We start from the raw sequence: 20,743 nt of genomic DNA on the forward strand, positions 1-20,743 counted from the left end.
GTCCCTCGAAGTTCAGGATGCAGACGGCGTCACCAGGGCACCGCTCAGTTGCATTAGCGTGGCGCCAAAGCCTCCAGGTGCCCGAAAATGCTTTCGAGAGCTGGTGGTCACGCGCGCTGCGGCAGTCCACGCGATCGACAGACCCCGCTCCAGCAGGCGGTGTACCAGGGCTACATCCTCGCCCGTGGCCAGTGGTAGGAAACCGCCGGACAGGTGATAGGCGTCGGCCGTGATGCCTAGATTGGCGCCGTGGATATGTCGATGGCCATCGCAGTCCTGGTAAAACGATTGGAAACGTGCGCGCACCTCATCGCTGTGAGCGCCCCAGTCGCGCACCTGGACCGTTCCACAAACGGCGTCTGCCTGCAACCCGAGCTGCTGACTGATCCAATCGGGCGCTACCTCGCTGTCCGCATCGGTGAAGGCAAGCCATCGCGCCCCTGCAGCCAGTGCCGCTTGCGCTCCAATTGCACGAGCCGCGCCAACATTTCGAGCCCTACTTTGTAAGGTCCGCACACGCGCGAACCCTCGGGCAATGCGCGCAGTGCCATCAGAGCAGTCGTCGAGCACTACTATGACGATCACCGGCTCGGTCGCCAAGGTGGGGCATAGAGCTGCCACAGTAAGGGAGCGCAGACATTGCGCAATGTGTTCTTCTTCGTTGTGAGCGGGAACGACAACCGCAATCATCGCCGGACACCTCGCGCTACGAGCAAACGGTTAAAACCGGTCATGGTTTCACCTCGGTTGCGGCGACTGAAATCGAGATGGCTGACGGCGCTGTCTGCGCCCGGGCCCCCGCCTCAACCCGGGCAATTTCCTCAGGAACCAATCCACCTATGAGCAGCCATGTGGCAAAAGCTGCCGTCGCCACCACTTCGGCCCAAAGTAGCCCACGGTTCTCCCATGGCGAAACAGGTTGGGGAAACTCGCCGGCCAAGTTGCGAGAAGTAGTGGCATGGTTCTGTTCGGTCGCCATTTCGGCCTCCTGCGTGTGATGGAAGCAACGCTAACGTTTGCCTTCTGGGCTTCATGTCGGACGGCTCCTTCAGCAGATGTCATGGTGCGGCGCATGCCTGCAAAGCAGCCTTGCCCTTCAAGGGCAGATTTGCAATCAACAGCGTTGTGAGGTGCCGCGGGCGAGTAGCGAGGGTATCGTCAGCGCCGCATTGCGCAGCGCAGGGCCAGTCCGATCACCATTCGTGCCCACGGGGACGAAGCCGGCAAGCAAAATTAGCTCCCGGCGGCGCAAGCAGGCCAGCGCCGCAAATCGGATCTCCACGCGTAGAGGTTCGTCAGACGCAGCTCGTTCTCCAATTCGCGGGCGTCATTAAAATTGTCAGACCCGACCCTTGCAGTAGCACATCGGTCGGTTCTGAACGTCAGACCGGAACGCCGGAGCTCGCGGACCCGGATGCATCGTTCCTCGGTACAGCCTTTCGTCGGGCTAGGCATTGAGACTGCAGTTGAATGCCTGTCGGACTGGATGAATCTCGCTCATCGTTCATGTTGCCTTGTGGTGCTGAAGTAAGGCAATGCATGCGCGCTACCCATCCAGGAAAGTTGGCTTCGCGCGTAGGTTTGGTCTCGGGGGGAAACGGCTTCTGCGTTCGGATCGTCCAAGCTGGCTGTCGTGACGTCAATGCACGTCTCCCCATCCTCACGAAAAGTCAGTTGTGTGCGGCACTTGGCGCAGAAGGTGCGCATGCCACGCGGCGTTGACCGGTAGTTGCGCGGGAAGCCTTGCGTGAACCGAAAATTCATCGCCTCAACACTGCACCAGGCGACCACCGGCGCCCCCGTTGTCGCGCGGCACAGCGTGCAGTGGCATAAAGTGGCATTGGCCACGTCTCCCTGCAGCTCGTAACGCACTTCGCCGCAATGGCAACCGCCAGAGCGGATCTTCGATGTCGATGAAGGGCTTGTCATGATCGTTTCAAGTCGGGGATGGTTTTACTGAGGATCTGGGATGCGCGGGTGATGGCCTGCTTCTTCTTCCAGTAGTCAAGCCAAGGGTCCTCCTGCTGGAAGCTCAGGTATTCACGGGCGGTCGCGATGGTCCACTGCGCCCCGCCCTTGAGCTCCCTGATCTGCTCCCAGGCCACCGGCATTGAGACACCCATGCCTGGCCGTGACCGCGCCGAGAACGCGCACGCCGTCGTTTGCCCGTGCCCGTTGCGCAGGTAGTCGATGAAGATCTTGCCCACCCTGTTCTTGCCGCCCATGACGGCCACGAACTTGGACGGGATGACCTTGGCCATGTGCTTGACCACGGCCTGAGAGAACGCCTTCACCTCATCGAACTCGAGCTTCGGGGTGATAGGGACCACGACGTGCAGGCCTTTGCCCCCGCTGGTCTTGAGCCAGCTCTCCAGCCCCAGCTCGGTCAGCATCACCCGCGTGAGTTCGGCCGCCTCCTGCAGCATGGGCCAAGTCACGCCTTCGCCCGGGTCCAGGTCGAGGATGAACCGGTTCGGCTGGTTGATCCGCGCGATCTTCGAGTTCCAGGTGTGAAACTCCACGGCATTCATCTGCGCCGCGGAGATCAGCCCTTGCGCTGAATCGACCGCCAACAACGCTGCATGCTCAGGCCACAGGGCAGGGTCCAGGTCCTTGACGCCGGGCATCTTGCTTTCGGAATGCTTCTGGAAGAACAACTCTCCGGTGATGCCGGTGGGCGCGCGCACCAGCGACACCGGCCGGTTTTTCAAGTGCGGCAGCATCCGTTCGGCAATGCTCTCGTAGTAGCGCACCAGGTCGATCTTGCGCAGCCCGGTCGTGGGATCGATGACACGCTCCGGGTTGCTGATCTTCAGGCTATTGGCCTTCGACTTCGTTTTTGGCGTGGCGGCCGCGATGGAGCCTGCGTTTGCGGGCGCCGCCTTGGCTCGCTCCCGAACGATCTCGCTGGCTGGCTTGTCCGTGCGGATGCCTCGGAAGACCGCATGGCGGATATGCTGGTCGGGCGTCCACTCGCCGAAGGCGACCTCCACCACCATGGTCGGCCTCACCCACCTCTCGCTCCCGGCCCTGCGCTTGGACCAGCGTCCCGGCTTGACCTCAGCCGCACTCACCGGCGGCGTTTTCACCTCCAGTTTGGACAGGCGGGTGTGCAGCTCCCTTCCCGCAGCCGAATCCCAGCCCGTACCAACCGAACCCGCATGGCGCAACTGCCCGTCATCGTGGTACCCCAGGAGCAGGCTGCCCACCTCCTTGGTGGCGTTTGCGCGTTCGGTGAAGCCCAACACCACGAATTCCTGACGATGCTGGCATTTGAGTTTGACCCAGGTATCGGTGCGACCTGACACATAGGGTGCGTCTGCGCGCTTGGCCATCACGCCTTCCAAGCCCATTTGGCAGGCAGCTCCCAGTAACTGAACAGGCGCCACGTCGAACGACTGGCTGAAGCGCACGGTATCGCTCTCACGCTCGTCAAAGAGCTCTTTGAGCACGGCCCTTCTCGCTGCGAGCGGCACAGCGCGCAGGTCCATGTCGCCGAGGAAGGGCACGTCGAACACAAACAGCACGATGTCGGTAACCTGGGCGCTGTCTATGGCGTTCTGCAGGCGGTTGAAGTCCGGAATACCGGCGTCGTTGAGCACGGCAATTTCGCCATCCAGCCAGGCGCTGGTCAGGCCCAGCTGGGCAACAGCATCGGCGATGGGGCGCAGCCTGTCGGTCCAGTCATTGCCGTTGCGCGTGAAGATGCGCACGTCGTCGTCGTCGTCGTCGCCGTCGATGCGGGCCATTACACGGTAGCCGTCGAACTTGGTCTCGATGACCCAGTCCCCTTCTGGTACGGAGGACACAAGAGTGGCGAGTTGAGGCGCAAGCTTGGCGGGCAGCTTGGCTTTTCGGGCCGCCTTGAGTGCGGTGTCGGTGTCCGCTGCGCTTTTGCGCCGGGGTGCTGTAGCTTCCCTCGGCTCCCGCTCCTCGATCAATCCAAGGGGCTTGTCCACCACGCTATCAGGCAGCGCGGTGATCACGTCGTACTCGGTGCCTGGCCTTGCCCATGCGTCGCCGCGCTTCTTGAACAGCATCCACTGGTCCTGCTTTTTCTCGCCGGGCTTGGAGATGCGCACCAGCTCCCACAACCCGGCCAGCTTCTGGCCGTGCAGCTTGAACATCACCTTGCCCTTGGCCAAGCCGTCGCGCGGATCACCCACGGGATCCCATGTGCCGCGGTCCCATACGATGACCTTACCCGCGCCGTACTCGCCCTTGGGTATGGAGCCTTCAAAGGTGTTGTAGTCGATCGGGTGGTCTTCGACGTGGATCGCCATGGACTTGGCGGCCGGATCGTACGATGGCCCCTTAGGCACGGCCCAACTGACCATGACGCCATCGAGCTCCAGCCGGAAGTCGTAGTGCAGGCGCGAGGCCCAGTGCTTCTGGATGACGAAGTGCAGCGCATCCGATGGGACTGCCTTCTTGCCGCGCCTAGTGGGCTTGTGCACACCTGCAGGCTCTGCGGTCTTGCTGAAGTCGCGCTTCGCGTTGTATTTGGCGAGGGGGGTGTCCGGCGCCGATGCCGGCGGGGCCTTTGACATCTTCGCTGGCGCCGGGCTGGCTGCCGCTAAGGTCTTGCGGCGTGCGGGAGCCTTCTTCTGCACCGCCAGTTCAGCCCACACGGGGGCGTGGTCGCTGGCGCCTTCCCGACCACGTTCGTCGCGGTCTACACCGGCGTCCACCACCTTGAGCATTGGCCCTGCCAGGATATGGTCGATGCGCAGGCCGGCATTCCGCTCCCAGCGCTTGCGGCGATAGTCCCAGAAGGTGAAGGGCACCCCCTTCTTGTGCACCTGTGCGAGGGCATCGGTCCAGCCCTGGGCCAAGATGGAGGCGTATACCGCACGAGGCTCTGGCTGCAGCAGCGCGTTGTCGCGCCAGGTGTCGGGCTTGTAGATGTCGGCATCGGTCGGCACAACGTTCCAGTCACCCAGCAGCACCACGGGGTAGCCACAATTCCACAGCTCCTGCGTGCGCAGCCGCAGGCGCTCGAACCAGCGCAACTTGTAGTCGAATTTGGGGCCGGGCTGCGGGTTGCCGTTGGGGAGGTACAGGCAGGCGTAGAGTACGCCGTTGATGGCGGCTTCTAAGTAGCGTGCCTCCTTGTCCGCCGTGTCGCCGGGCAGTGTGGTGATCACCGGCAAGGGCTCCTGCCCGCGAGACAGCAGGGCCACACCGTTCCAGGCGCGTTGGCCCACCACCACGGCGCTGTAACCCGCCGCTTCGATGGCTGCGGTGGGGAACTGCGCTGTGGGGCATTTGAGTTCCTGTAGCGCCACCACGTCTGGCTGCGTGCGCCGCAGCCAATCGACAAGCAGGTCTATGCGCTTGTTGACGTGGTTGATGTTCCAGGTCGCAACGCGCACCGCATGCTCACCGGCTGCCCTTCAGGTGCGCTTCGACTGCCTTGGCGTCGTTGCCCACAGCCTTCACCGCGGCCTTGAGCTCGTCGGCGGTCACACCGAACTTCTTGGCCCAGTCGCGCACTTCGTAGTCTTCGCTCAGGCTGATGCGGGTGCGGTCCTGGCCCCCGGTCTTTGTCTTGTCATCGGACATGGTCGTCTCCTTTGGGTTGGTGATCTCTGGCCGTCAGGCGGCTTTTCTTTGAGGGGCGGCTTTCGCTGGTGCCTTCTTGGCAGCTGCTTTCTTCGCGGGGGCCTTCTTGGCAGGGGACTTCGCATCTTCCTTGGCGCCGCCCTTCAGGCTGCGCTTGAGCAGCGCGGTCAGGTCGATCACCTCGCCACCAGACTGTGGCGCTTCCTCTTCGGGCTCCACCACGGTCTTGCCTTCCCCGGCCTTGGCCTTCTTCTCGACGAGCTTCATCACCTGGATGCGGAACTCGTCCCTGAAGTCGTCGGGGTGCCATTTGCCGGACATCTCGGCGACGAGTTGCTTGGCCATCTTGAGGTCGGCGGCACTCACGCTCTTTGCGCCGGCAGGCGGCAGTTCCAGGGAGTCGAGGCCCTTGACCTCGTCGCCCCAGCGCAGCAGATTGAGTACGAGTGCCGGGCCCGAAGGCACCAGCGCGGCCAGGTGCTGCTTCGTGGCGATGACGACTTTGGCCAGGCCGATCTTGCCGGTGGAGATCAGCGTCTCACGCAGCAGCGCATATACCTTGTCGCTCTTGTTGACCGGCGCCACGAAGTACGGCCGCTCCAGGAAGATGAAAGGCATCTCGTTGGCGTCGATGAAGCGCTCGATCTCAATCGTCTGCGTGGTCTTGGGGAACACCGCTTCGACTTCTTCGGGGCTGATGATGACGTACTTGCCGTTCTCGTATTCCACGCCCTTGACGATGTTGTCCTTGTCGATTTCCTTGCCCGTTCGCTTGTTGATGCGCTTGTAGCCAACCGGATCCATGGTGCGCTTGTCCAGCCAGTCGAAGTCCACGCCCTCGCTGGTGGCGGCTGTGTGCAGGCCCACCGGGATGTGGACGAGACCGAAGGTGATGGCACCTTTCCAGAGGGTGCGGCTTCCAGTTGCCATGCTGATCTTCTCCACGCGCGGGGATCCCGGGTGGTCAAATTTTGCGATCCGCCCCTATTTGCCCACGTAGGTGCTTTCTCACGCGTTTCGTAGGCCATCGCACCATCTATCGGTTAGGTGTAGCCAGGGACAACGCGTTATGCGACTTGCAGAATTTATCACCGAGAACCACACCGCCATCCTGAATGCGTGGATCGATTTTGCGCGCAATCAGTTGCCCCGCTGCGCAGGACCTTGACGATGTCGGGCTGGAAGACCACGGCAAGAAAATCCTGGAAGAGCTGGTGCGCAACATGGAATTGCCTCAGGATGAGGAAGAACGGCGCAGAAAGTCTGAAGGAAAGAGCCAACTGGCCTCCACCTCGGCGGGAGTGCCCTCTCGAAGCCATGCACGGCAGCGTGAGCGACAGGGGTTCGAAGTGGGTCAGATGGTGGCTGAATACCGTGCACTGAGGGCCACGGTTTTGAGGCTCTGGCGCGCATCGGGCCGAGGGGCGCAGCTGCAGGATATAGACGAGGTGATTCGGTTCGATGAGGCAGTTGACCAGGCACTTGCTGAGTCCGTCGAAGTGTTCATTGCAGAACTGAACAAGGCACGCGACCTTTTCCTGGGAGTACTGGGGCATGACCTACGGGGGCCCCTCAGCACGATAGCGGGCGCAGCCACGGTGGAGCTGCGCAAGTGGCCGGGCGACGTACGCCACGCGCCGGTCGTCCTTCGCAGCGTGGCCCAGATGAAGGCTCTGCTTGATGACCTCATGGAGTTCACAACCCATCGCCTAGGCAAAGGGTAACCCCGCGGCGGGTGTGTGTTGATCCGTTGCACCTGGGGCAAACCGCCGCGCAACGTAGCAGCGCCACTGGGTTGCCAGAAGTCCGCCTTGGCGTTCGCTACTTCAGATCAAGCATCTCGCGCACCTTGCCAACGAGCGTCTCCAACTCGAAAGGCTTGGTCATCACCTCCATGCCTTGCGGAAGCAGGCCATTTCCCACTGTCGCCTTGTCCGCATAGCCGGTGATGAACAGTATGGGCAGATCGGGCCGCGTGGTGCGTGCCATGTCAGCGACCTGACGCCCATTCATTCCTCCCGGCAGACCGACGTCGGTCACCAGCAACTGTATTCCCGCCACCGATTTGAATATGTGCAAGCCTTCGGTGCCATCCTGCGCACCCAGGGCGTTGTATCCAGCGTCCTTGAGTGTTTCCAGCACCAGCGTCCGGATCGTCGGCTCGTCCTCGACCACGAGTACCATTTCTCCCGAGCTTTGTACCATTGGCTCGACAGGTATGTCTTCTTCATCCGCTTCAACCGCGCCCCTGTACCTGGGCAGGTAGATAGATACCGTAGTGCCTACACCCACCTCCGATTCGATCACGACCTGTCCACCCGATTGGCGGACGAACCCATACACCATTGAAAGTCCCAAGCCTGTACCCTGTCCCAGCGGCTTGGTGGTGAAGAACGGATCGAACGCACGTGTCTTCACATCTGCATCCATGCCGTATCCCGTGTCACGCACCTGCAAGCCTACGTAGCTCCCTGCCTGGAGATCGAGCTCGCGGGCACGTCGCGAATCGAGCACCTCGTTTGATGTCTTTATGAGCAAACGCCCACCGTCTGGCATGGCATCACGTGCATTGATGCACAGATTCAGCAGTGAGTTTTCCAGCTGCGACGCGTCGATCATCGACGCCCATGCCTCTGCCGCAAAGTGGGTTTCCACTTCGAGGGCTGGTCCCAGAGTCCTTTGAATCATCTCGACTACGCCGGAGACGAGTTGGTTGATGTAGATGGGCTTCGGATCGAGGGTCTGTCGCCTTGAAAAGGCGAGCAGCCGCTGGGTGAGCGATGCAGCTTTTCTTACGGACTTCATCCCAAGGTCGATGTAACGCCGGGCGTCATCCAACTTGCCCGCATCCAGGCGCTTCTGCAAAACCTGCAAGCTTGCGCTGACGCCGCCTAGCAAATTGTTGAAGTCATGGGCGATGCCACCAGTAAGCTGCCCCACGGCCTCCATTTTTTGAGATTGTCGCAGGGCATCCCGGGCAGCTAGAAGTTCGGCCAGAGCAGCTCGCTCATCGGTAATGTCGCGACCTACGGTATAGAAAGTGCCGTTCGGTGGATCCAACTCCGGCACTGCCGACCAAGCATAGGAGATGGGGACACCGTCGGCCTTGAGCAAGCGAACTTTGAAATGGTGGACAGGGCGACCTGCCACCAGTGCTTCAATGACGCTAGCGGTCTCCTGCAGATCGTCAGGATGGATGATTTGAGCGAACGGCGTCGCCAAAAGCTCAGCCTCAGAACGCCCGAGTTGGCGGCTCCACGACGGATTGATGGACAGCAGCCGTCCCTCAAATGAAGCCACCGCGAAAAGATCGCGGCTCATATCCAGGATTCGTGTTCGCTCCCGGTCGGCCATAGCGAGCTGCCGTTTTTGCGACTCCTCTTGTGCGGTGGTTTCGATGCAAACGCCGAAGAGCCCGGCCACTGCCCCGCCCGCTTCAGAGCGCACCGGGGTGTATGAAAAATCGAACACCGCGTTTTCCACCGTGCCCTGGCGGTCAAGCCCCACATGGAATCCCCTGAGCGCAATTGACTCACCTACAAGCACACGCTCGAAGTGCGGGCCCAGGTCTGCCCAGGCTTCAGCCCAGACCTTCCGCGCAGGCATACCCAAAGCCCGTGGGTGTTTGCTGCCGGCTATCGAGATGAACGCATCGTTGTGGATCCATGTCTGTTCTTGCCCCCAGGCCAGAAACATGGGTTGGCGGGAACTGAGCACTAACTCCAGCATGGCAACAAGAACTGGAGACCAGGAGGCATACGGCCCCAGCGGAGTCGCCGACCAGTCAAACTCGTCGATCCGCTGCCGCATTTACTGGCGTGGCGTGAGAGGTAAATGGATATTCGACACGGTATAAGCAGTGGACGCATGAAATGTGGAGACTCGCCAACAGTAGTCTTCACCAGCTAGAGCGTTTCAAACCTGAGCTGAACCCCTCGCACTGTTGTGGTCCATCGCCGCACACGCGTGTAGGCTTCATACGGGGTATGGAGCCCTACGCAGGAGTTTACGAGCGCAGAGCCTTCGTGGTAAGAGATCGTGCGCGACCCTGTAACTTGCCAGGAAAATACCGGATCTTGGCATCCGGCTACAGCACGCCTAATTCGCGGCGCGTTCTGACATGCAAGTGCGACCCACGCTGGCATCCATGGGGCTGTACGGCTTTCAATCTTGCATATGCACTCAACCCCGAACCCACACAATCCCCACGTCGCGGCAGCGAGCTGGAGCGACTGTGTCGCCCTTTACGTTCCCGCCGGACTCCGCAGCCCGCTTTTCAAGGCCCTCGGTGCCGGCCCACAGGCTGCGTGCAGCCAATGAACGAAGTACTGCTCCCCGCCCTTAGCTTTGCGCTGGTGGGTCTTCTGCTCGTGGTGATGACGCTGACCAGTTCCTTCATCGCGCGCGTTCCGCTCAGCTCGGCCATCCTGTACTTGGGCGTGGGCGTGTGCATCGGCCCCTGGGGCTTGGAGCTGCTCACGCTCGATCCGATCAAGGACGCGGGGCTGATCGAGCGCCTGACCGAAGTCGCAGTGCTGATCTCGCTGTTTACTGTGGGCCTAAAGCTGGAGCTGCCGCTGCGCGACGCGCGCTGGCGCATTCCGCTGCAGCTGGCCACGGTGTCGATGCTGATCACCGTGGGAGCGATTACGGCCGTTGGCGTGTGGCTGTTGAACTTGCCGCTGGGCGCTGCCGTACTGCTGGGCGGGATTTTGGCGCCCACCGATCCGGTGCTGGCGTCGGACGTACAGGTCTCAGACCCGCAAGACCGCGACCGACTGCGTTTTGGTCTGACGGGCGAGGGAGGGCTGAACGATGGAACGGCCTTTCCCATAGTGATGCTAGGCCTGGGGATGCTGTCGCTGCACGACCTGGGCGACGGCGGCTGGCGCTGGTGGACGGTGGACGTGCTCTGGGCCGTGGTGGGCGGCGTGGGCATCGGCTTTGCGCTGGGCGCCGTCGTGGGCCGCGCCATCCTGTACCTGCGCATCCGTCGGCGCGAGGCGCTGGGGCCGGATGAGTTCATGGTGCTGGGCCTCATCGGGCTGGCCTACGGGGTGGCGATGCTGTGCCACGCGTACGGCTTTTTGGCCGTGTTTGCGGCGGGGCTAGCGCTGCGGCGCGTGGCCGCGCAGCCGGTGGCAGAGGTGGCGCCGGGGCTTGTTGAAAACGCCAAGCCTGCCAAGAAGGAGCAAAAGGCCAAAGACGATGCGCAGGCCGCCGAGCGCTCGCCAGAGACGCCGCCCATCGAAGAGTTGCCCACTTACCTGATGGAGTCGGTGGCGCGTTTCAACTCCCAGCTCGAACGCCTTGCCGAAGTGGCTGTGGTGCTGGTGGTCGGTGCTTTGCTCGCCGTGGTGGACTTTGGCGCCGAAGTGCTGTGGTTTGTGCCGCTGCTGCTGTTCGTGATTCGGCCGCTGTCGGTCTACGCCGGGCTGGTGGGCGTGCGGATGCGGCGCTCACAGCGCCGGCTGATCGCCTGGTTCGGCATCCGCGGCATCGGCTCGGTGTACTACCTGATGTACGCGATCACCCACGACCTGCACCCCGTCATCGCCCAGCGGCTGCTGGCTATCACGCTGGCGGTGATCGTGGTATCGATGTTGTTGCACGGGGTCTCGGTCACGCCACTGATGCGGGGTTATGAGAAGCGCAAGGAGGCAAAACGTGCGGTGCAGGAGTGAGGGCTGGGTCGGTGGTGCGTTCTGAATCGTGCTCGACCAATTTGGCGCAATCAGCCAAGCAGACCAGCGGCCCCTTGAGGCGATGCTTCAGTGCGGGATGCCGGAGAAGGTTTTCGGTCACTGCGTGCTTGTAGAAGATCCTGGTATGAGGGTTCACCTTTTACAGGAACACGCAAGTCCAAAGCGTCTTGATCATGTCCGTGAGATGGATAGGCGCAATGCTCGTTCATGAGAGCGGATCTTGAAGTCTTTCATGCTGCAGCCGGCCACACTCTTGCAGAGACGATGTGGCTGAGACCGTTCATGGGAACCAAAGCCCCAATTACCCACCGCTCACGGCGAGGCGGCGGATACAGCGCTGTCACACGCATCAACGTCGTTATGCTGCAGGAGCGGCACCTTCGCCAGAAAAGGAGAGAGCCCGAAGGCTCTCTTGCTGGTCAGCGAAGGAAGATCGCGATCAGGATGATGATCGGAATGGGGACACCGAGGAACAACAAGAGCAGAGAGCGCATGGGAAACTCCTTGGGGGTTGGTTGATTGCGGGGATTACAGGTCGCGGTGGCGACCGCCGAAGGTGGCCGCGAAGCTGGCGACGAAGGCGCCGACCAGCAGGGACACGAAGAGCCACAGAGCACCGTAGGCAGAGGCCTTGCGCGCCGTGTCTGCCGCTTCGGTGGCCTTGGCCTTGGCCTCGGCCAGCTTGGCCTGGGCCTTGGTGTAGGTTTCCGTCACGCGCTTTTCAGCGTCCTGCTGCGAGATCCCTGTGCGCTGGGCCACTACCTGGGCGACATACTTCACGTCATCTGCGGGCAGTGGGGCACCAGCGCTCAGGCTGTTGGCGAAGATGCGCGCCACTTCGGCGGTGGAGGTGGATGCAGATTGCGGGCTCGACGCGGCCGGCGCGGCGGTAGCGTCCGCTGCAATGGGTGCCGATGCGGCTGCAGCCGGATCGGCCGCCGCCACGGTCTTGCGGAACAGCGAGTCCACCAGGTAGCTCGGCGACGAGTCGCTTTGCGATGCCTGGCCGGCAGCTGCAGCGGCGGCCCCCGTACCGGCAGCTGCAGCGGCGGCCCCCGTACCGGCAGCGGCTGCGGTGGTGGCTGCGCCACCCGCCACGGCCCCACCCGCCTGCACCCCGCTGCCCACGATGGCGCCGATGGCCGAGGTCAGCATGGCCGCCGTCACCAGCGTGGCCACGGACCAGGCCAGAAAGCCGTGGGCCGTATCGCGGAAATAGGTTTCGTCGGTGTGCACCCCCAGCCACTTGACGCGCAGCCGCCCCGCCAGGTAGCCGCCCATGCCTGACGCAGCGATCTGCGTGAGCGTGATCCACAGGATGGTGGAGATACCGAAGGTGGTGGCGGCGATGCCTGACTGCGCCCACGGTGATACCGACGACAGCCCGAGCCCGGTGCCCAGTACCAGCAGGATGAGAGACAGCGATGCGGCGCCCGCAGCCCCCGCGAGGATGGCTGCCCAGCTCACGCCGCTTGCGTCTCGCAAAGAAACTTCGCCCTCCAGTGGTTGTGCGACCAGTCGGTCGGAGCCCGGTTCATAGGCGGTGGTGGTCATGGCTTTTGCCTCCTGTTGAGATGCCCCTAGGGTAGGCAGCGGGCAACGCGCGAGGTGTTCCGTTTTGGTGCGTACCCATGTAGGCAAAACGCCTGTGAATGGAATCGGTTGGATACCGGCGTTTCAGGCTGCTACAGCGCGCCTTGCCCTGGCTCATTGCCCCATCTGTGTGCGGGGGCCACCCTGCGCCCTGTCGGCCTGCGAGGCCGGCATGCCCTCCTCGTCGATGGAGTGCACCTCCTTGTTGGAGCCAGCGACCTTGGCGCGCTCGGCCAGACGCACATAGAAGCTGGCCACGTCGCGCAGGTCCTGTTCGTCCAGGTCCTCGATGCCGATCATGCGGTTGCTCGCCTCGCGGTTGGCCGCCAGCAGCTCGTTGAGCTTGAGGTGGATGGCCACACTGTCCTTGTTCTGGCTCTGCTGGATCAAAAACACCATCAGGAAGGTGACGATGGTGGTGCCGGTGTTGATCACCAGTTGCCAGTTCTCCGAGAAGTGGAAAATGGGCCCGGCCGCCGCCCACAGCGCCACGGTGATCAGCGCCGCGCAGAAGATGCCGGGCGACCCCGCCCAGCGCGTCACGCGCGAGGCGAAATGGTCGAACGCCGTCTGCAGTGCCGAGCGGTCCGCATACGAGGGACTGCTCGTCGATGGCATCGAGCCCAGGGCATCGGTGCCATCGCCCTGGGTCAGGACTTGCTGGTTCATGGAATGCCTGCCCCTCAGTCCTTGAGCGCGGAACCCGGCTCGGCCATCTTGCGGTGCTGCTCGGCCAGCACCTGGGAGGGCGTGACTTTGGCCATGATGGCCTGCAGCTTGTTCTTGAGTCCGTGCACCACGTCGGCCTCGCCGTCCATCATGGCCGTAAAGCCGACCTTGGCCACATCCGCCGGGTCGGCCTTGCCATCATCGGCGCCCACCTGGGTGTCCAGCATGTCGGCGCGGGCGAAGAATTCGGTGTCGGTGGCGCCCGGCATCAGGCAGGTGACCGTGACGCCGGAGTCCTTGAGCTCGTTGCGCAGTGCCGCGGCGAACGAGTCGATGAAGGCCTTGGTGCCGTTGTAGACGGCCTGGAAGCTGCCTGGCATGAAGCCGGCGATGGATCCGGTGATGAGTATGCGCCCCTTGCCGCGCCGGCGCATCGGGTGCCCGATCCTGTGCAGCAGGTACAGGGTGCCGGTGATGTTGGTGTCGATGACATGCTGCACATCGGCAAAATCCTGCTCCAGAAAGCCCTTGCCCAGTCCATGCCCGGCATTGGCCAGCAGTGCATCCACCGGGCGTCCGGCGATGGCCTCGACCAGCGCGTCCACACCCTGGCGGCTGGCGAGCTCGGCCTGCACCACCTCGACGTTGGCCCCCAGCATGCGCAGGTCGCTGGCCGCCTGGTCCAGCGCCTGGTCCGCTGCAATCACCAGGTCGAAGCCGTTCTCGGCACAGTTGCGGGCCAGGTGGAAACCGATGCCGGAGGAGGCTCCAGTGACGACGGCAAGGGGGCGATAGGGGTTGGACATAGTACGACTCCTGAAACGAGCCATTGTGGAATTGCGCCCTTGCACGGCTCGTCAGGAACCAGCCCAACGCACAGGGTGCGGAGTCCTACGTGGCGCGATGATCTGGAAGTGCAAAGAGGCCCTGGCGCCATGGCCTGGTAGCTCTGGTGAACTGGCTTTTCTTCGATGGGCGGCTTTCACTGGAGCCCGCTAGGCAGCCGCGTGCTTCGCGGGAGTCTTCTCGGCAGGTGCTTTAGCGCCGTCTTTGGCGCCGCCCTTCAGGCTGCGCTTGAGCAGTGCGGTGAGGGCTATCACCTCGTCACCGGACTGTGGCGCTTCCTCTTCAGGCTTCACCACGGTCTTGCCCTCGCCAGCCTTGGCTTTCTTCTCCAAGTGCTTCATCACCTGGATGCGGAACTCGTCCTTGAAGTCGCCGGATTCCACTTGCCGGACATCGCGGCAACAAGCTGCTTGGCCATCTTGAGTTCGGCGGCGCTCACGCATTTAGTGCCCAGGTGGGGGCCAACCTGGGGCTTGGCCTGTACGTAGTGCGCGCGATTGCGACCGTTCACGGAGCTACGGTCGAGGTGACATCCGATGCCAGCGCCACCGAGTTCACACAGCGTAGCTTCGGTTCTCCACCCCTGCCGACCATGGGCGAATTGCTTGTAGCAGCTAGATCAATGCGCTCACTTGTGCGCGCAGCACTCTCGAACAGTTGCGGGTGTTTTCTATGCACTCCCGTTTTAGAAGTGCAGCAGCGCCGCATCTGACGCCAACGCATTGCGCTGGCCATCTCCGCCTATTCGGAAGTGGGCATTGGGGGCCTTGGCAATTTCCAGCCAGGAAGTGAAGTGCTTCCCCGGCAGGATCAAGGTTCCCACTGCTTCGTTGCTGCGAAGCTCGAAAGTGCCGATCGGCCCTTGGTCCTGGTTTGAGAATCCGACGAGGAGAGATGTCGCGGCGGTGCCTGAGCGCGGACCGATCAGTTCGATGAAGCCGGTCGCTTGCGGAACCTCGAGCGCATCTGCCCTGAAGGTTTCCAGGCCGCTTAGAACCAGGGCCCGATAGCTTCTTACCTTGATGATGACAGGGCCCTGCCATTGCGTGGCCAGATTCAAAGCCACATGTGCGAAATCGAGGCCGCGCTTGCTGTTGGGGTGAGTAAGGTTGCTCATAGTTGCTTTGGCTATGCGCCATGTTTTTGAGAATATGTCGATGGAAATCAGCTGAACCTTCAACAAAAACGCACCATATCTTTGCTTGCAGTACCTCCTTTTCGCCGCTGCACGGCTCTTGATTTCTTCGTAGATCTGCCGCTGATGAGACCGCGGTAAGCCCCGCCAATCGAGGGGGGGCATACTTCAGTCATGCACGGCACATTGCAGCTACACGCGATGCACTTTGGTCAAGGTCGTCCGGGCCCATTCATCCAGCGAGCAAGCCCAGTTGCGGCGCCACAGATAGCGGTCCGGGCCATGTTGCTCGGCCAGAGGCATGCGGTGTGTGAACACGAACTCGATATCGAGCTGTGCCCCCAGGGGCAATTTCAGCGCACGCCGGGTGGCGACCAAGGCCGACTCCCATAGCGCAGCGCCCTCCCGTTCTGCGGCGGACACCATGCCATCGGCAGACCAGTGGCCGTGCCAAGTCTGCAAGGCAACGTGGTCTCGCCAAGCCATAAGGGGCTCCACGCCGCCCAGGGCGCAAACCATCCGCACGGCGTCGAGCGCTCCCAGGGCGGTGCGTTCATCCGGATACGGCGCGTCGGTAACTAGTTTGAGAAACATGGTGTGTACTCAGTAGCAGACAGGACGAGCTTCTGGTTGGACAAGGCGATGGTCGGGCCCCCTGCACTGGATGTAAGTCAGACAACATCCTGTGTTCGAACCGGACGCTCCCCATCGACTACCCTGTGTAGTAGTGAAGGCGAAACCCTTACGCCTTTCTAATAACCAAGCCTGGGAGAGACCGACATGACGACGCCGAAAGACGAGCTGCCAGAGCGCATGGCAGAACTTTTTGACCGCTTGGCCGAACCCTTTCACACGGAGCTGATGGAGCAAAGCGCCAGACTTTCCGCTCAGCGCTACCTGCTGGAGATGCTGTATGCGCAGCAGTTCCTGAACCAGCCCGAGGCCTTCGAGGAGTTCATGGAAGGCGCCATCGACATGGCGCGCACGAGTTCCCGGCGTACAGAGCCCATGTCCGAAGACGTGGCGCTAGAGTTGCAGGCCCGGGTAGCCACCCAGCTGCAGCGATTTCGGGAGTCCGTGGTGCAGCGGCTTGAACAGGGCTTGGGGGAGTAGGCTAGCAACCCGCAGCTCAGCCAAGAAAAGGTGCTTGCGTGCGTGAGCCGGTGCCGAAGCTCAGCGCCCGGTCGTCCGTTGCCGTTCGGATCGCTGACTTCCAACCCAAAGACCGATGGCCAGACCTACTAGGCCAAGCGCCACGAGGTTGGCGGCTGCACTGTGGGTAGCGTCGCGCTGACCCCCGTCGATAGCGGTGTCTCGCGAGGGCGAGAAAAGGTTGCCATCGGAGCGCGCCGCGGGCTTGGCACGGCGCAGTGCCCAGCGCGTGACCCGTTCCATGGTGGCACCCACCCAGGTAGGCGCCAGCACATGGGCCAGCCGCCCCGGTCCCGCACCCGCACCGAGCCAGGTCACCGCGCGCGGTCGGTCTATCAGTGATACCACGGCACTCGCCACCCTGCGCGGGTCCACCAAAGGGATGCGCGGCTGGATGTTGCTACCGGTGTAGTTGGCGCCGTGGGACAACCCCGGCGAATTCACGAATGTGGGGGCCACGTCGCACACGTGGACGTGCGGCAGGCTGGACACCTCAGCGCGCAGCGCTTCTGAGAGGCCGCGCAGACCGAACTTGCTGGCGGTGTAAGCCGCAGCATAGGGGGCAGGGATCCATCCGCCCACCGAGATCATATTGATGAGCGTGCCGCGCCCACGCTCGCGGAAGTGGCGCAATGCCACATAGGCCCCATTCATATGGCCCATCAGATTGGCCTCGACCACGCGCCGGTGCGATGCCAGCGGCGTCTCGTCAAATCGGCCAATGGCACCTACCCCAGCGCCGTTCACCCACACGTCGATGCGCCCATGCGCCAGCAGTGCCGCCTGAGCCAGGCGATCCATGGCATCGGCGTCGGTGACATCCGTCGGCACGCCGAGGGCGCCGTGGGCGCCTGCGGCCATGCAGGACATGGCCACAGGTGACAGGGTCTCCTGGTCACGCCCGGCCAAGATCAAGCGGGCACCGCGGCTGGCAAATTCAAGTGCAGTGGCATGCCCGATGCCGCTAGAGGCCCCCGTGATCACCACCACGATGCCCCGATGCGCTGAGACAGATGCTGGCGCTGAAGAAACTACAGCATTGGGGGAGATTTCTACAGGTGTCGTCATGGCTCTGGCTCGGGTTGGTACGGGACTGCGATCACGCCTGAGGCGGAGCTTGCAGGCATCGCCTGGGCCGTGGCTCGCGATCGCGGTTCATCGTTGTAGTGCGAGGGTGCACGAAGCGCTGTAGGACCAAGCCACTAACAGGCACATACCGACAGCAGCCATCGGTTAAAAAGCTGTCTATCGGCACCGTCCTACTCTGAAACACCTTTGCCAGTTTCAGCATGCGTGCAGGTGGCGCCTTGCTACCCTTCTAAGGAGACAACTATGACCCATTCTCACCAAGGTTCCAACCCTGTTTCACGCCGCTGGATCGCTGTGCCACTGATCGCGGCTTCCATGCCTGCGATGACAGCTTGTGATCGCAACAAGACCCCGCAGACTGGTACCACGCCTAGCTCATCGATGGGCCCAGCATCCGCGCCGACGCCAAGCTCTGCAGACAGCATTCCCTCCGGCTCTACAAGCAGCGGCAGCATGGCGCCCAGCGGAGGCACAGCGGCAGGTGATGCGGGTACCGGCTCCGTTGGAAGTACGACATCAGGCGCTGCTTCTGGGAGCCCTGCTGGCAACACAAACGCTGGTAGCGGCAACCCTGGCAGCGATGGAGGTGCCGGCACAGGCGCTGGAACTGGACCAGGCGCGGGTGCAGGTTCCGGAGCAGGCAGCGGAGGAGCAGGTACTGGCGCCGGAGCGGGCACAGGCAGCGGAGCTGGCACTGGCACTGGCGCAGGTACCCGCTGATTTGCTCGTGGCGCGATTTATCGGAAGCCATCGTGTCGGATGAGCGGCAGTGGCGCTTGGGCACCAAGAGCTAGCGTATTGGTTCGAGCAGCTCAAAACAATGCTGAGCAATTGTCTTTCTGCCAAACCCTCAAGGCTATCTCGCGCGCGTGCACGAGGCGGTGAAAGCTCTTGGCTTGGCATCTTCCCGCGCACTGTCTTGATACGCCGTCAAAGCGTGAGTCCTCCAATCAGGTAATGGAGGAGGACTTTCGCACAGAGCACTTGAGCACCTGCGACATTTGCCGCAGCGCAGCCTCTTTGAACTCCTCGTTCTCCGCGGCCGTACAGTCGCGCGGCACCCACACCTTATAGCCACGCATGTACGCATCCATCGCCGTAAGGTGCACGCACATATCGGCAGCCAACCCGGCAACAATCAATTCGCGCGCCTTGAGCTGCTTGAGCAGGTGCTCTAGCGGAGTGCTATGGAACGCAGAATGCAGCGGCTTGAGGATGGTGAGGTCGTTGTCCCCAGGCTCCAGCAGCGTGGCCATTTCCCCGCGCGCCCCAGGCAGAGCCTTGCAGGCGGTAAGAAGGTCTTTGAATTCCGAGCGCCAGATCCCGTAGTTGTCGTTGGCGTAAATGGCCGTCACGCCGCTGGCGGCCAAGCGCTTTTTGAGCCGCGTTGTGGCTTGCGCGGCCTGCAATGCGGCCGGCACCAGCTTTTCAGCCCCAGGAAACTGCATGGGATTGATGAAGTCCACCAGCAGCAGCACCCTCGGGCTGGGCCGAAGATGTGGTTTTCTGGCCTGTTGAAAGTAGCTTCGCTGCATTCCTCAACTCACTTCACTCTCGTTATCGGTCTTTGCCAGGCCGCGCATGTTCATGGCGGCCAGGGAGATCCTGGACCAGTGCCACGTCCTGTCCCGTCACCGATGGACGGAAGCCCCCAGCAGCGTTGTAGGTTGGGCAGTGATACCCAGATTGGCTCTATGAATGTGGAGGTGCCCATCGCGGTAGAACGAATGGCAATGGGCGCGCACCTCATCCGCTTGCGCATTCCAGTCGCGCACCTTCACCGTGCCGCACACCGCAGGGGCGTTATGAAGGTGACCCAATAGATGCGGACAGCACATCAACGGTTCACTCCACAGGAATCACGAAAGCTTGCAACTGGTGCAGCTTGCCATCCTTGAAGCGCCACACATCGCAGTAGGAGTGCCGTACGAACTCGCCGGCGTCGTTCTTCAAAGTGATTTCGCCAATGGCGGTGAGCCAGTCGCCGTCGGCCACCATGTGCTGCACCTGGAATATTGGTGGCTCTGGATACGCCGTTGGCATCCATTGGCGCACGGCTTCCTTGCCCCGCAGCGTTTTATCGCCCACGAATGCCCATTCCGTATCCTCGGTGCAGAGTGCGAGAAATCCCTCAAAGTCGAGTCGCGAAATGGCCGCGTTGGCTTGTCTCAAAGTTTCCTTGTTGGCGTCCTTCATGCATGCTCTCCTGGCTTTGATTGGTTTCTCCCCCGGCACGAAATCTCAGAAACCACGGTGAGCCTTGCCTCACGCGCAAATCGGAGGCCGGCTGCGGTGGCGCGGTGCTCAGCGCGTAGGGTCTTTGCCTGTGATGGCGGTAATCGTGTAACCCAGTTCGGCGAGCCGTTCTTCCGCTGTGGCGCCCTCCCGGCCGTCCGGTATAGAACCGCCCGCCTTTTCCATCGCGAGAGTGCAGAGGCCTCGGGCCAATGCAGAGCGCGAGGGCTCAGTTTCGAAGAGGTCCGAGAGATAAATTTCGGTGCCTTCATCGTTTTCGGCCGTGATGGTCCATAAGCGCTTTGGCATTGCGGCATATCCTCCATTGGAATCTCGACGCTACCCAGGGCGGTAAGTGGCCAGGGTAGAACCGGCGCAGTCATCGCCGTTGGCAGATCAGGCCTGAGGCGTTTTATCCTTGGGATCCGGAACGCTGGGGCCGTTACCGTCTGACAAGCCCGCACTAGGCGCTTTGCCAACATCGCCTTGATCACCTGTATTGTGGTCTGGCATAACCCAAGTTCCACCAGTGCGCCTGGTGTTACCGCGCGGGTGGTCCTCACTCCCATCGTCAAAGTTCAGTTGTTCGGACGTCGTGGGCGGCGAATCCACGACACCACGATCGCCTTTGTTCAAGCCACTTGGCGGCACCTGTCCGGCCTGGTTGCGATCAGACTGATTGCCGTCGTTCTGCGACGACAACTGAGTTTGGTGTTGAGACATAGCATTTCCTGATGAGGCGCCGACCGTAGGG

At 62.2% G+C, this 20,743-nt stretch carries 21 protein-coding genes; 4 read left to right on the plus strand and 17 right to left on the minus strand.

The genetic code is table 11. The features are described from left to right. Positions 1-12: 12 nt before the first annotated feature. From ASE31_RS30945 to ASE31_RS09165, 6 genes are all read right to left on the minus strand, one after another. Positions 13-690: a glycosyltransferase family 2 protein gene (locus ASE31_RS30945; RefSeq protein ID WP_082604093.1), complete on the minus strand. Its 678-nt coding sequence runs from the start codon at positions 688-690 to the stop codon at positions 13-15. A gap of 40 nt (positions 691-730) precedes the next feature. Further along, the gene (locus tag ASE31_RS31525) at positions 731-979 is read right to left on the minus strand and encodes a hypothetical protein (protein WP_157412427.1); all 249 of its coding nucleotides are present in this window, start codon (positions 977-979) and stop codon (positions 731-733) included. Positions 980-1,497: 518 nt separating this feature from the next. Then, the gene (locus ASE31_RS33095; protein WP_082604094.1) at positions 1,498-1,929 is read right to left on the minus strand and encodes a GFA family protein; all 432 of its coding nucleotides are present in this window, start codon (positions 1,927-1,929) and stop codon (positions 1,498-1,500) included. Beyond that, positions 1,926-5,375, minus strand: a complete 3,450-nt coding sequence (ligD, locus tag ASE31_RS09155; protein ID WP_057201333.1) for a DNA ligase D — start codon at positions 5,373-5,375, stop codon at positions 1,926-1,928. The genes ASE31_RS33095 and ligD overlap by 4 nt, the downstream gene beginning before the upstream one ends. A gap of 7 nt (positions 5,376-5,382) precedes the next feature. Further along, complete coding sequence (locus ASE31_RS09160; RefSeq protein WP_057201334.1) at positions 5,383-5,565, minus strand: DUF3606 domain-containing protein; 183 nt, start codon at positions 5,563-5,565, stop codon at positions 5,383-5,385. A gap of 33 nt (positions 5,566-5,598) precedes the next feature. Continuing rightward, complete coding sequence (locus tag ASE31_RS09165; protein WP_057201389.1) at positions 5,599-6,495, minus strand: Ku protein; 897 nt, start codon at positions 6,493-6,495, stop codon at positions 5,599-5,601. A gap of 185 nt (positions 6,496-6,680) precedes the next feature. On the opposite strand from ASE31_RS09165, the gene ASE31_RS09170 reads away from it, so the two are divergent. Then, positions 6,681-7,289, plus strand: coding sequence for a histidine kinase dimerization/phospho-acceptor domain-containing protein (locus ASE31_RS09170; RefSeq protein ID WP_057201335.1), 609 nt, complete (start codon positions 6,681-6,683; stop codon positions 7,287-7,289). Between the two features lie 97 nt (positions 7,290-7,386). Here the strand turns inward: ASE31_RS09170 and ASE31_RS09175 are convergent, their stop codons facing one another. Continuing rightward, positions 7,387-9,294, minus strand: a complete 1,908-nt coding sequence (locus tag ASE31_RS09175; RefSeq protein ID WP_162261390.1) for a response regulator — start codon at positions 9,292-9,294, stop codon at positions 7,387-7,389. A gap of 587 nt (positions 9,295-9,881) precedes the next feature. Between ASE31_RS09175 and ASE31_RS09180 the strand changes: the two genes are divergently transcribed. Further along, positions 9,882-11,249 carry a sodium:proton antiporter gene (locus ASE31_RS09180; protein WP_057201337.1) on the plus strand — a complete coding sequence of 456 codons (1,368 nt, stop codon included), beginning with the start codon at positions 9,882-9,884 and terminating at the stop codon, positions 11,247-11,249. Between the two features lie 549 nt (positions 11,250-11,798). Here ASE31_RS09180 and ASE31_RS09185 read toward each other — a convergent pair. The 6 genes from ASE31_RS09185 to ASE31_RS09210 all read right to left on the minus strand — a co-directional run bounded on the left by ASE31_RS09185 (position 11,799) and on the right by ASE31_RS09210 (position 16,107). Further along, positions 11,799-12,824 carry a hypothetical protein gene (locus ASE31_RS09185; protein WP_057201338.1) on the minus strand — a complete coding sequence of 342 codons (1,026 nt, stop codon included), beginning with the start codon at positions 12,822-12,824 and terminating at the stop codon, positions 11,799-11,801. 153 nt (positions 12,825-12,977) lie between these two features. Further along, positions 12,978-13,532 carry a low affinity iron permease family protein gene (locus ASE31_RS09190; protein WP_057201339.1) on the minus strand — a complete coding sequence of 185 codons (555 nt, stop codon included), beginning with the start codon at positions 13,530-13,532 and terminating at the stop codon, positions 12,978-12,980. A gap of 14 nt (positions 13,533-13,546) precedes the next feature. After that, a complete protein-coding gene (locus ASE31_RS09195; RefSeq protein ID WP_057201340.1) occupies positions 13,547-14,338 on the minus strand; it encodes an SDR family oxidoreductase in 792 nt (263 codons plus the stop codon). 189 nt (positions 14,339-14,527) lie between these two features. Further along, positions 14,528-14,821, minus strand: coding sequence for a hypothetical protein (locus ASE31_RS09200; protein WP_235514371.1), 294 nt, complete (start codon positions 14,819-14,821; stop codon positions 14,528-14,530). Positions 14,822-15,063: 242 nt separating this feature from the next. Then, the gene (locus tag ASE31_RS09205) at positions 15,064-15,678 is read right to left on the minus strand and encodes a hypothetical protein (RefSeq protein WP_235514372.1); all 615 of its coding nucleotides are present in this window, start codon (positions 15,676-15,678) and stop codon (positions 15,064-15,066) included. Between the two features lie 27 nt (positions 15,679-15,705). Further along, positions 15,706-16,107 (minus strand): hypothetical protein, encoded by a 402-nt coding sequence (locus ASE31_RS09210; RefSeq protein ID WP_057201341.1) that lies wholly within the window; start codon positions 16,105-16,107, stop codon positions 15,706-15,708. Positions 16,108-16,293: 186 nt separating this feature from the next. On the opposite strand from ASE31_RS09210, the gene ASE31_RS09215 reads away from it, so the two are divergent. Beyond that, complete coding sequence (locus ASE31_RS09215) at positions 16,294-16,626, plus strand: hypothetical protein (protein ID WP_057201342.1); 333 nt, start codon at positions 16,294-16,296, stop codon at positions 16,624-16,626. A 60-nt stretch (positions 16,627-16,686) separates the two neighbouring features. On the opposite strand, the gene ASE31_RS09220 is transcribed toward ASE31_RS09215, so the two are convergent. Beyond that, on the minus strand, positions 16,687-17,733 hold the full coding sequence (locus ASE31_RS09220; protein WP_057201343.1) for an SDR family oxidoreductase: 1,047 nt from the start codon (positions 17,731-17,733) through the stop codon (positions 16,687-16,689). A gap of 523 nt (positions 17,734-18,256) precedes the next feature. Here ASE31_RS09220 and ASE31_RS31530 point away from each other — a divergent pair. Continuing rightward, the gene (locus ASE31_RS31530; RefSeq protein WP_157412428.1) at positions 18,257-18,517 is read left to right on the plus strand and encodes a hypothetical protein; all 261 of its coding nucleotides are present in this window, start codon (positions 18,257-18,259) and stop codon (positions 18,515-18,517) included. A 187-nt stretch (positions 18,518-18,704) separates the two neighbouring features. Here ASE31_RS31530 and ASE31_RS09230 read toward each other — a convergent pair whose 3' ends face one another. From ASE31_RS09230 to ASE31_RS09240, 3 genes are all read right to left on the minus strand, one after another. Continuing rightward, positions 18,705-19,289, minus strand: coding sequence for a cysteine hydrolase family protein (locus ASE31_RS09230; RefSeq protein ID WP_057201345.1), 585 nt, complete (start codon positions 19,287-19,289; stop codon positions 18,705-18,707). A gap of 310 nt (positions 19,290-19,599) precedes the next feature. Next, on the minus strand, positions 19,600-19,950 hold the full coding sequence (locus ASE31_RS09235; RefSeq protein ID WP_057201346.1) for a nuclear transport factor 2 family protein: 351 nt from the start codon (positions 19,948-19,950) through the stop codon (positions 19,600-19,602). Between the two features lie 108 nt (positions 19,951-20,058). After that, the gene (locus ASE31_RS09240) at positions 20,059-20,298 is read right to left on the minus strand and encodes a hypothetical protein (protein WP_057201347.1); all 240 of its coding nucleotides are present in this window, start codon (positions 20,296-20,298) and stop codon (positions 20,059-20,061) included. Positions 20,299-20,743: the final 445 nt, after the last annotated feature.

It is taken from the genome of Acidovorax sp. Root217, from assembly GCF_001428645.1.
Taxonomy (GTDB): domain Bacteria; phylum Pseudomonadota; class Gammaproteobacteria; order Burkholderiales; family Burkholderiaceae_C; genus Acidovorax.

Coding starts and splice junctions, on each gene's coding strand:
- ASE31_RS09210 (WP_057201341.1), bottom strand. CDS start 16,107: ATGTTTCTCAAACTAGTTACCGACGCGCCGTATCCGGATGAACGCACC.
- ASE31_RS30945 (WP_082604093.1), bottom strand. CDS start 690: ATGATTGCGGTTGTCGTTCCCGCTCACAACGAAGAAGAACACATTGCG.
- ASE31_RS09180 (WP_057201337.1), top strand. CDS start 9,882: ATGAACGAAGTACTGCTCCCCGCCCTTAGCTTTGCGCTGGTGGGTCTT.
- ASE31_RS09160 (WP_057201334.1), bottom strand. CDS start 5,565: ATGTCCGATGACAAGACAAAGACCGGGGGCCAGGACCGCACCCGCATC.
- ASE31_RS09205 (WP_235514372.1), bottom strand. CDS start 15,678: ATGCCCCCCCTCGATTGGCGGGGCTTACCGCGGTCTCATCAGCGGCAG.
- ASE31_RS09230 (WP_057201345.1), bottom strand. CDS start 19,289: ATGCAGCGAAGCTACTTTCAACAGGCCAGAAAACCACATCTTCGGCCC.
- ASE31_RS09170 (WP_057201335.1), top strand. CDS start 6,681: ATGCGTGGATCGATTTTGCGCGCAATCAGTTGCCCCGCTGCGCAGGAC.
- ASE31_RS09200 (WP_235514371.1), bottom strand. CDS start 14,821: ATGCGTGAGCGCCGCCGAACTCAAGATGGCCAAGCAGCTTGTTGCCGC.
- ASE31_RS09185 (WP_057201338.1), bottom strand. CDS start 12,824: ATGACCACCACCGCCTATGAACCGGGCTCCGACCGACTGGTCGCACAA.
- ASE31_RS09175 (WP_162261390.1), bottom strand. CDS start 9,294: ATGCTGGAGTTAGTGCTCAGTTCCCGCCAACCCATGTTTCTGGCCTGG.
- ASE31_RS31525 (WP_157412427.1), bottom strand. CDS start 979: ATGGCGACCGAACAGAACCATGCCACTACTTCTCGCAACTTGGCCGGC.
- ASE31_RS09195 (WP_057201340.1), bottom strand. CDS start 14,338: ATGTCCAACCCCTATCGCCCCCTTGCCGTCGTCACTGGAGCCTCCTCC.
- ASE31_RS09235 (WP_057201346.1), bottom strand. CDS start 19,950: ATGAAGGACGCCAACAAGGAAACTTTGAGACAAGCCAACGCGGCCATT.
- ASE31_RS09165 (WP_057201389.1), bottom strand. CDS start 6,495: ATGGCAACTGGAAGCCGCACCCTCTGGAAAGGTGCCATCACCTTCGGT.
- ASE31_RS33095 (WP_082604094.1), bottom strand. CDS start 1,929: ATGACAAGCCCTTCATCGACATCGAAGATCCGCTCTGGCGGTTGCCAT.
- ASE31_RS09215 (WP_057201342.1), top strand. CDS start 16,294: ATGACGACGCCGAAAGACGAGCTGCCAGAGCGCATGGCAGAACTTTTT.
- ASE31_RS09240 (WP_057201347.1), bottom strand. CDS start 20,298: ATGCCAAAGCGCTTATGGACCATCACGGCCGAAAACGATGAAGGCACC.
- ASE31_RS09220 (WP_057201343.1), bottom strand. CDS start 17,733: ATGACGACACCTGTAGAAATCTCCCCCAATGCTGTAGTTTCTTCAGCG.
- ASE31_RS09190 (WP_057201339.1), bottom strand. CDS start 13,532: ATGAACCAGCAAGTCCTGACCCAGGGCGATGGCACCGATGCCCTGGGC.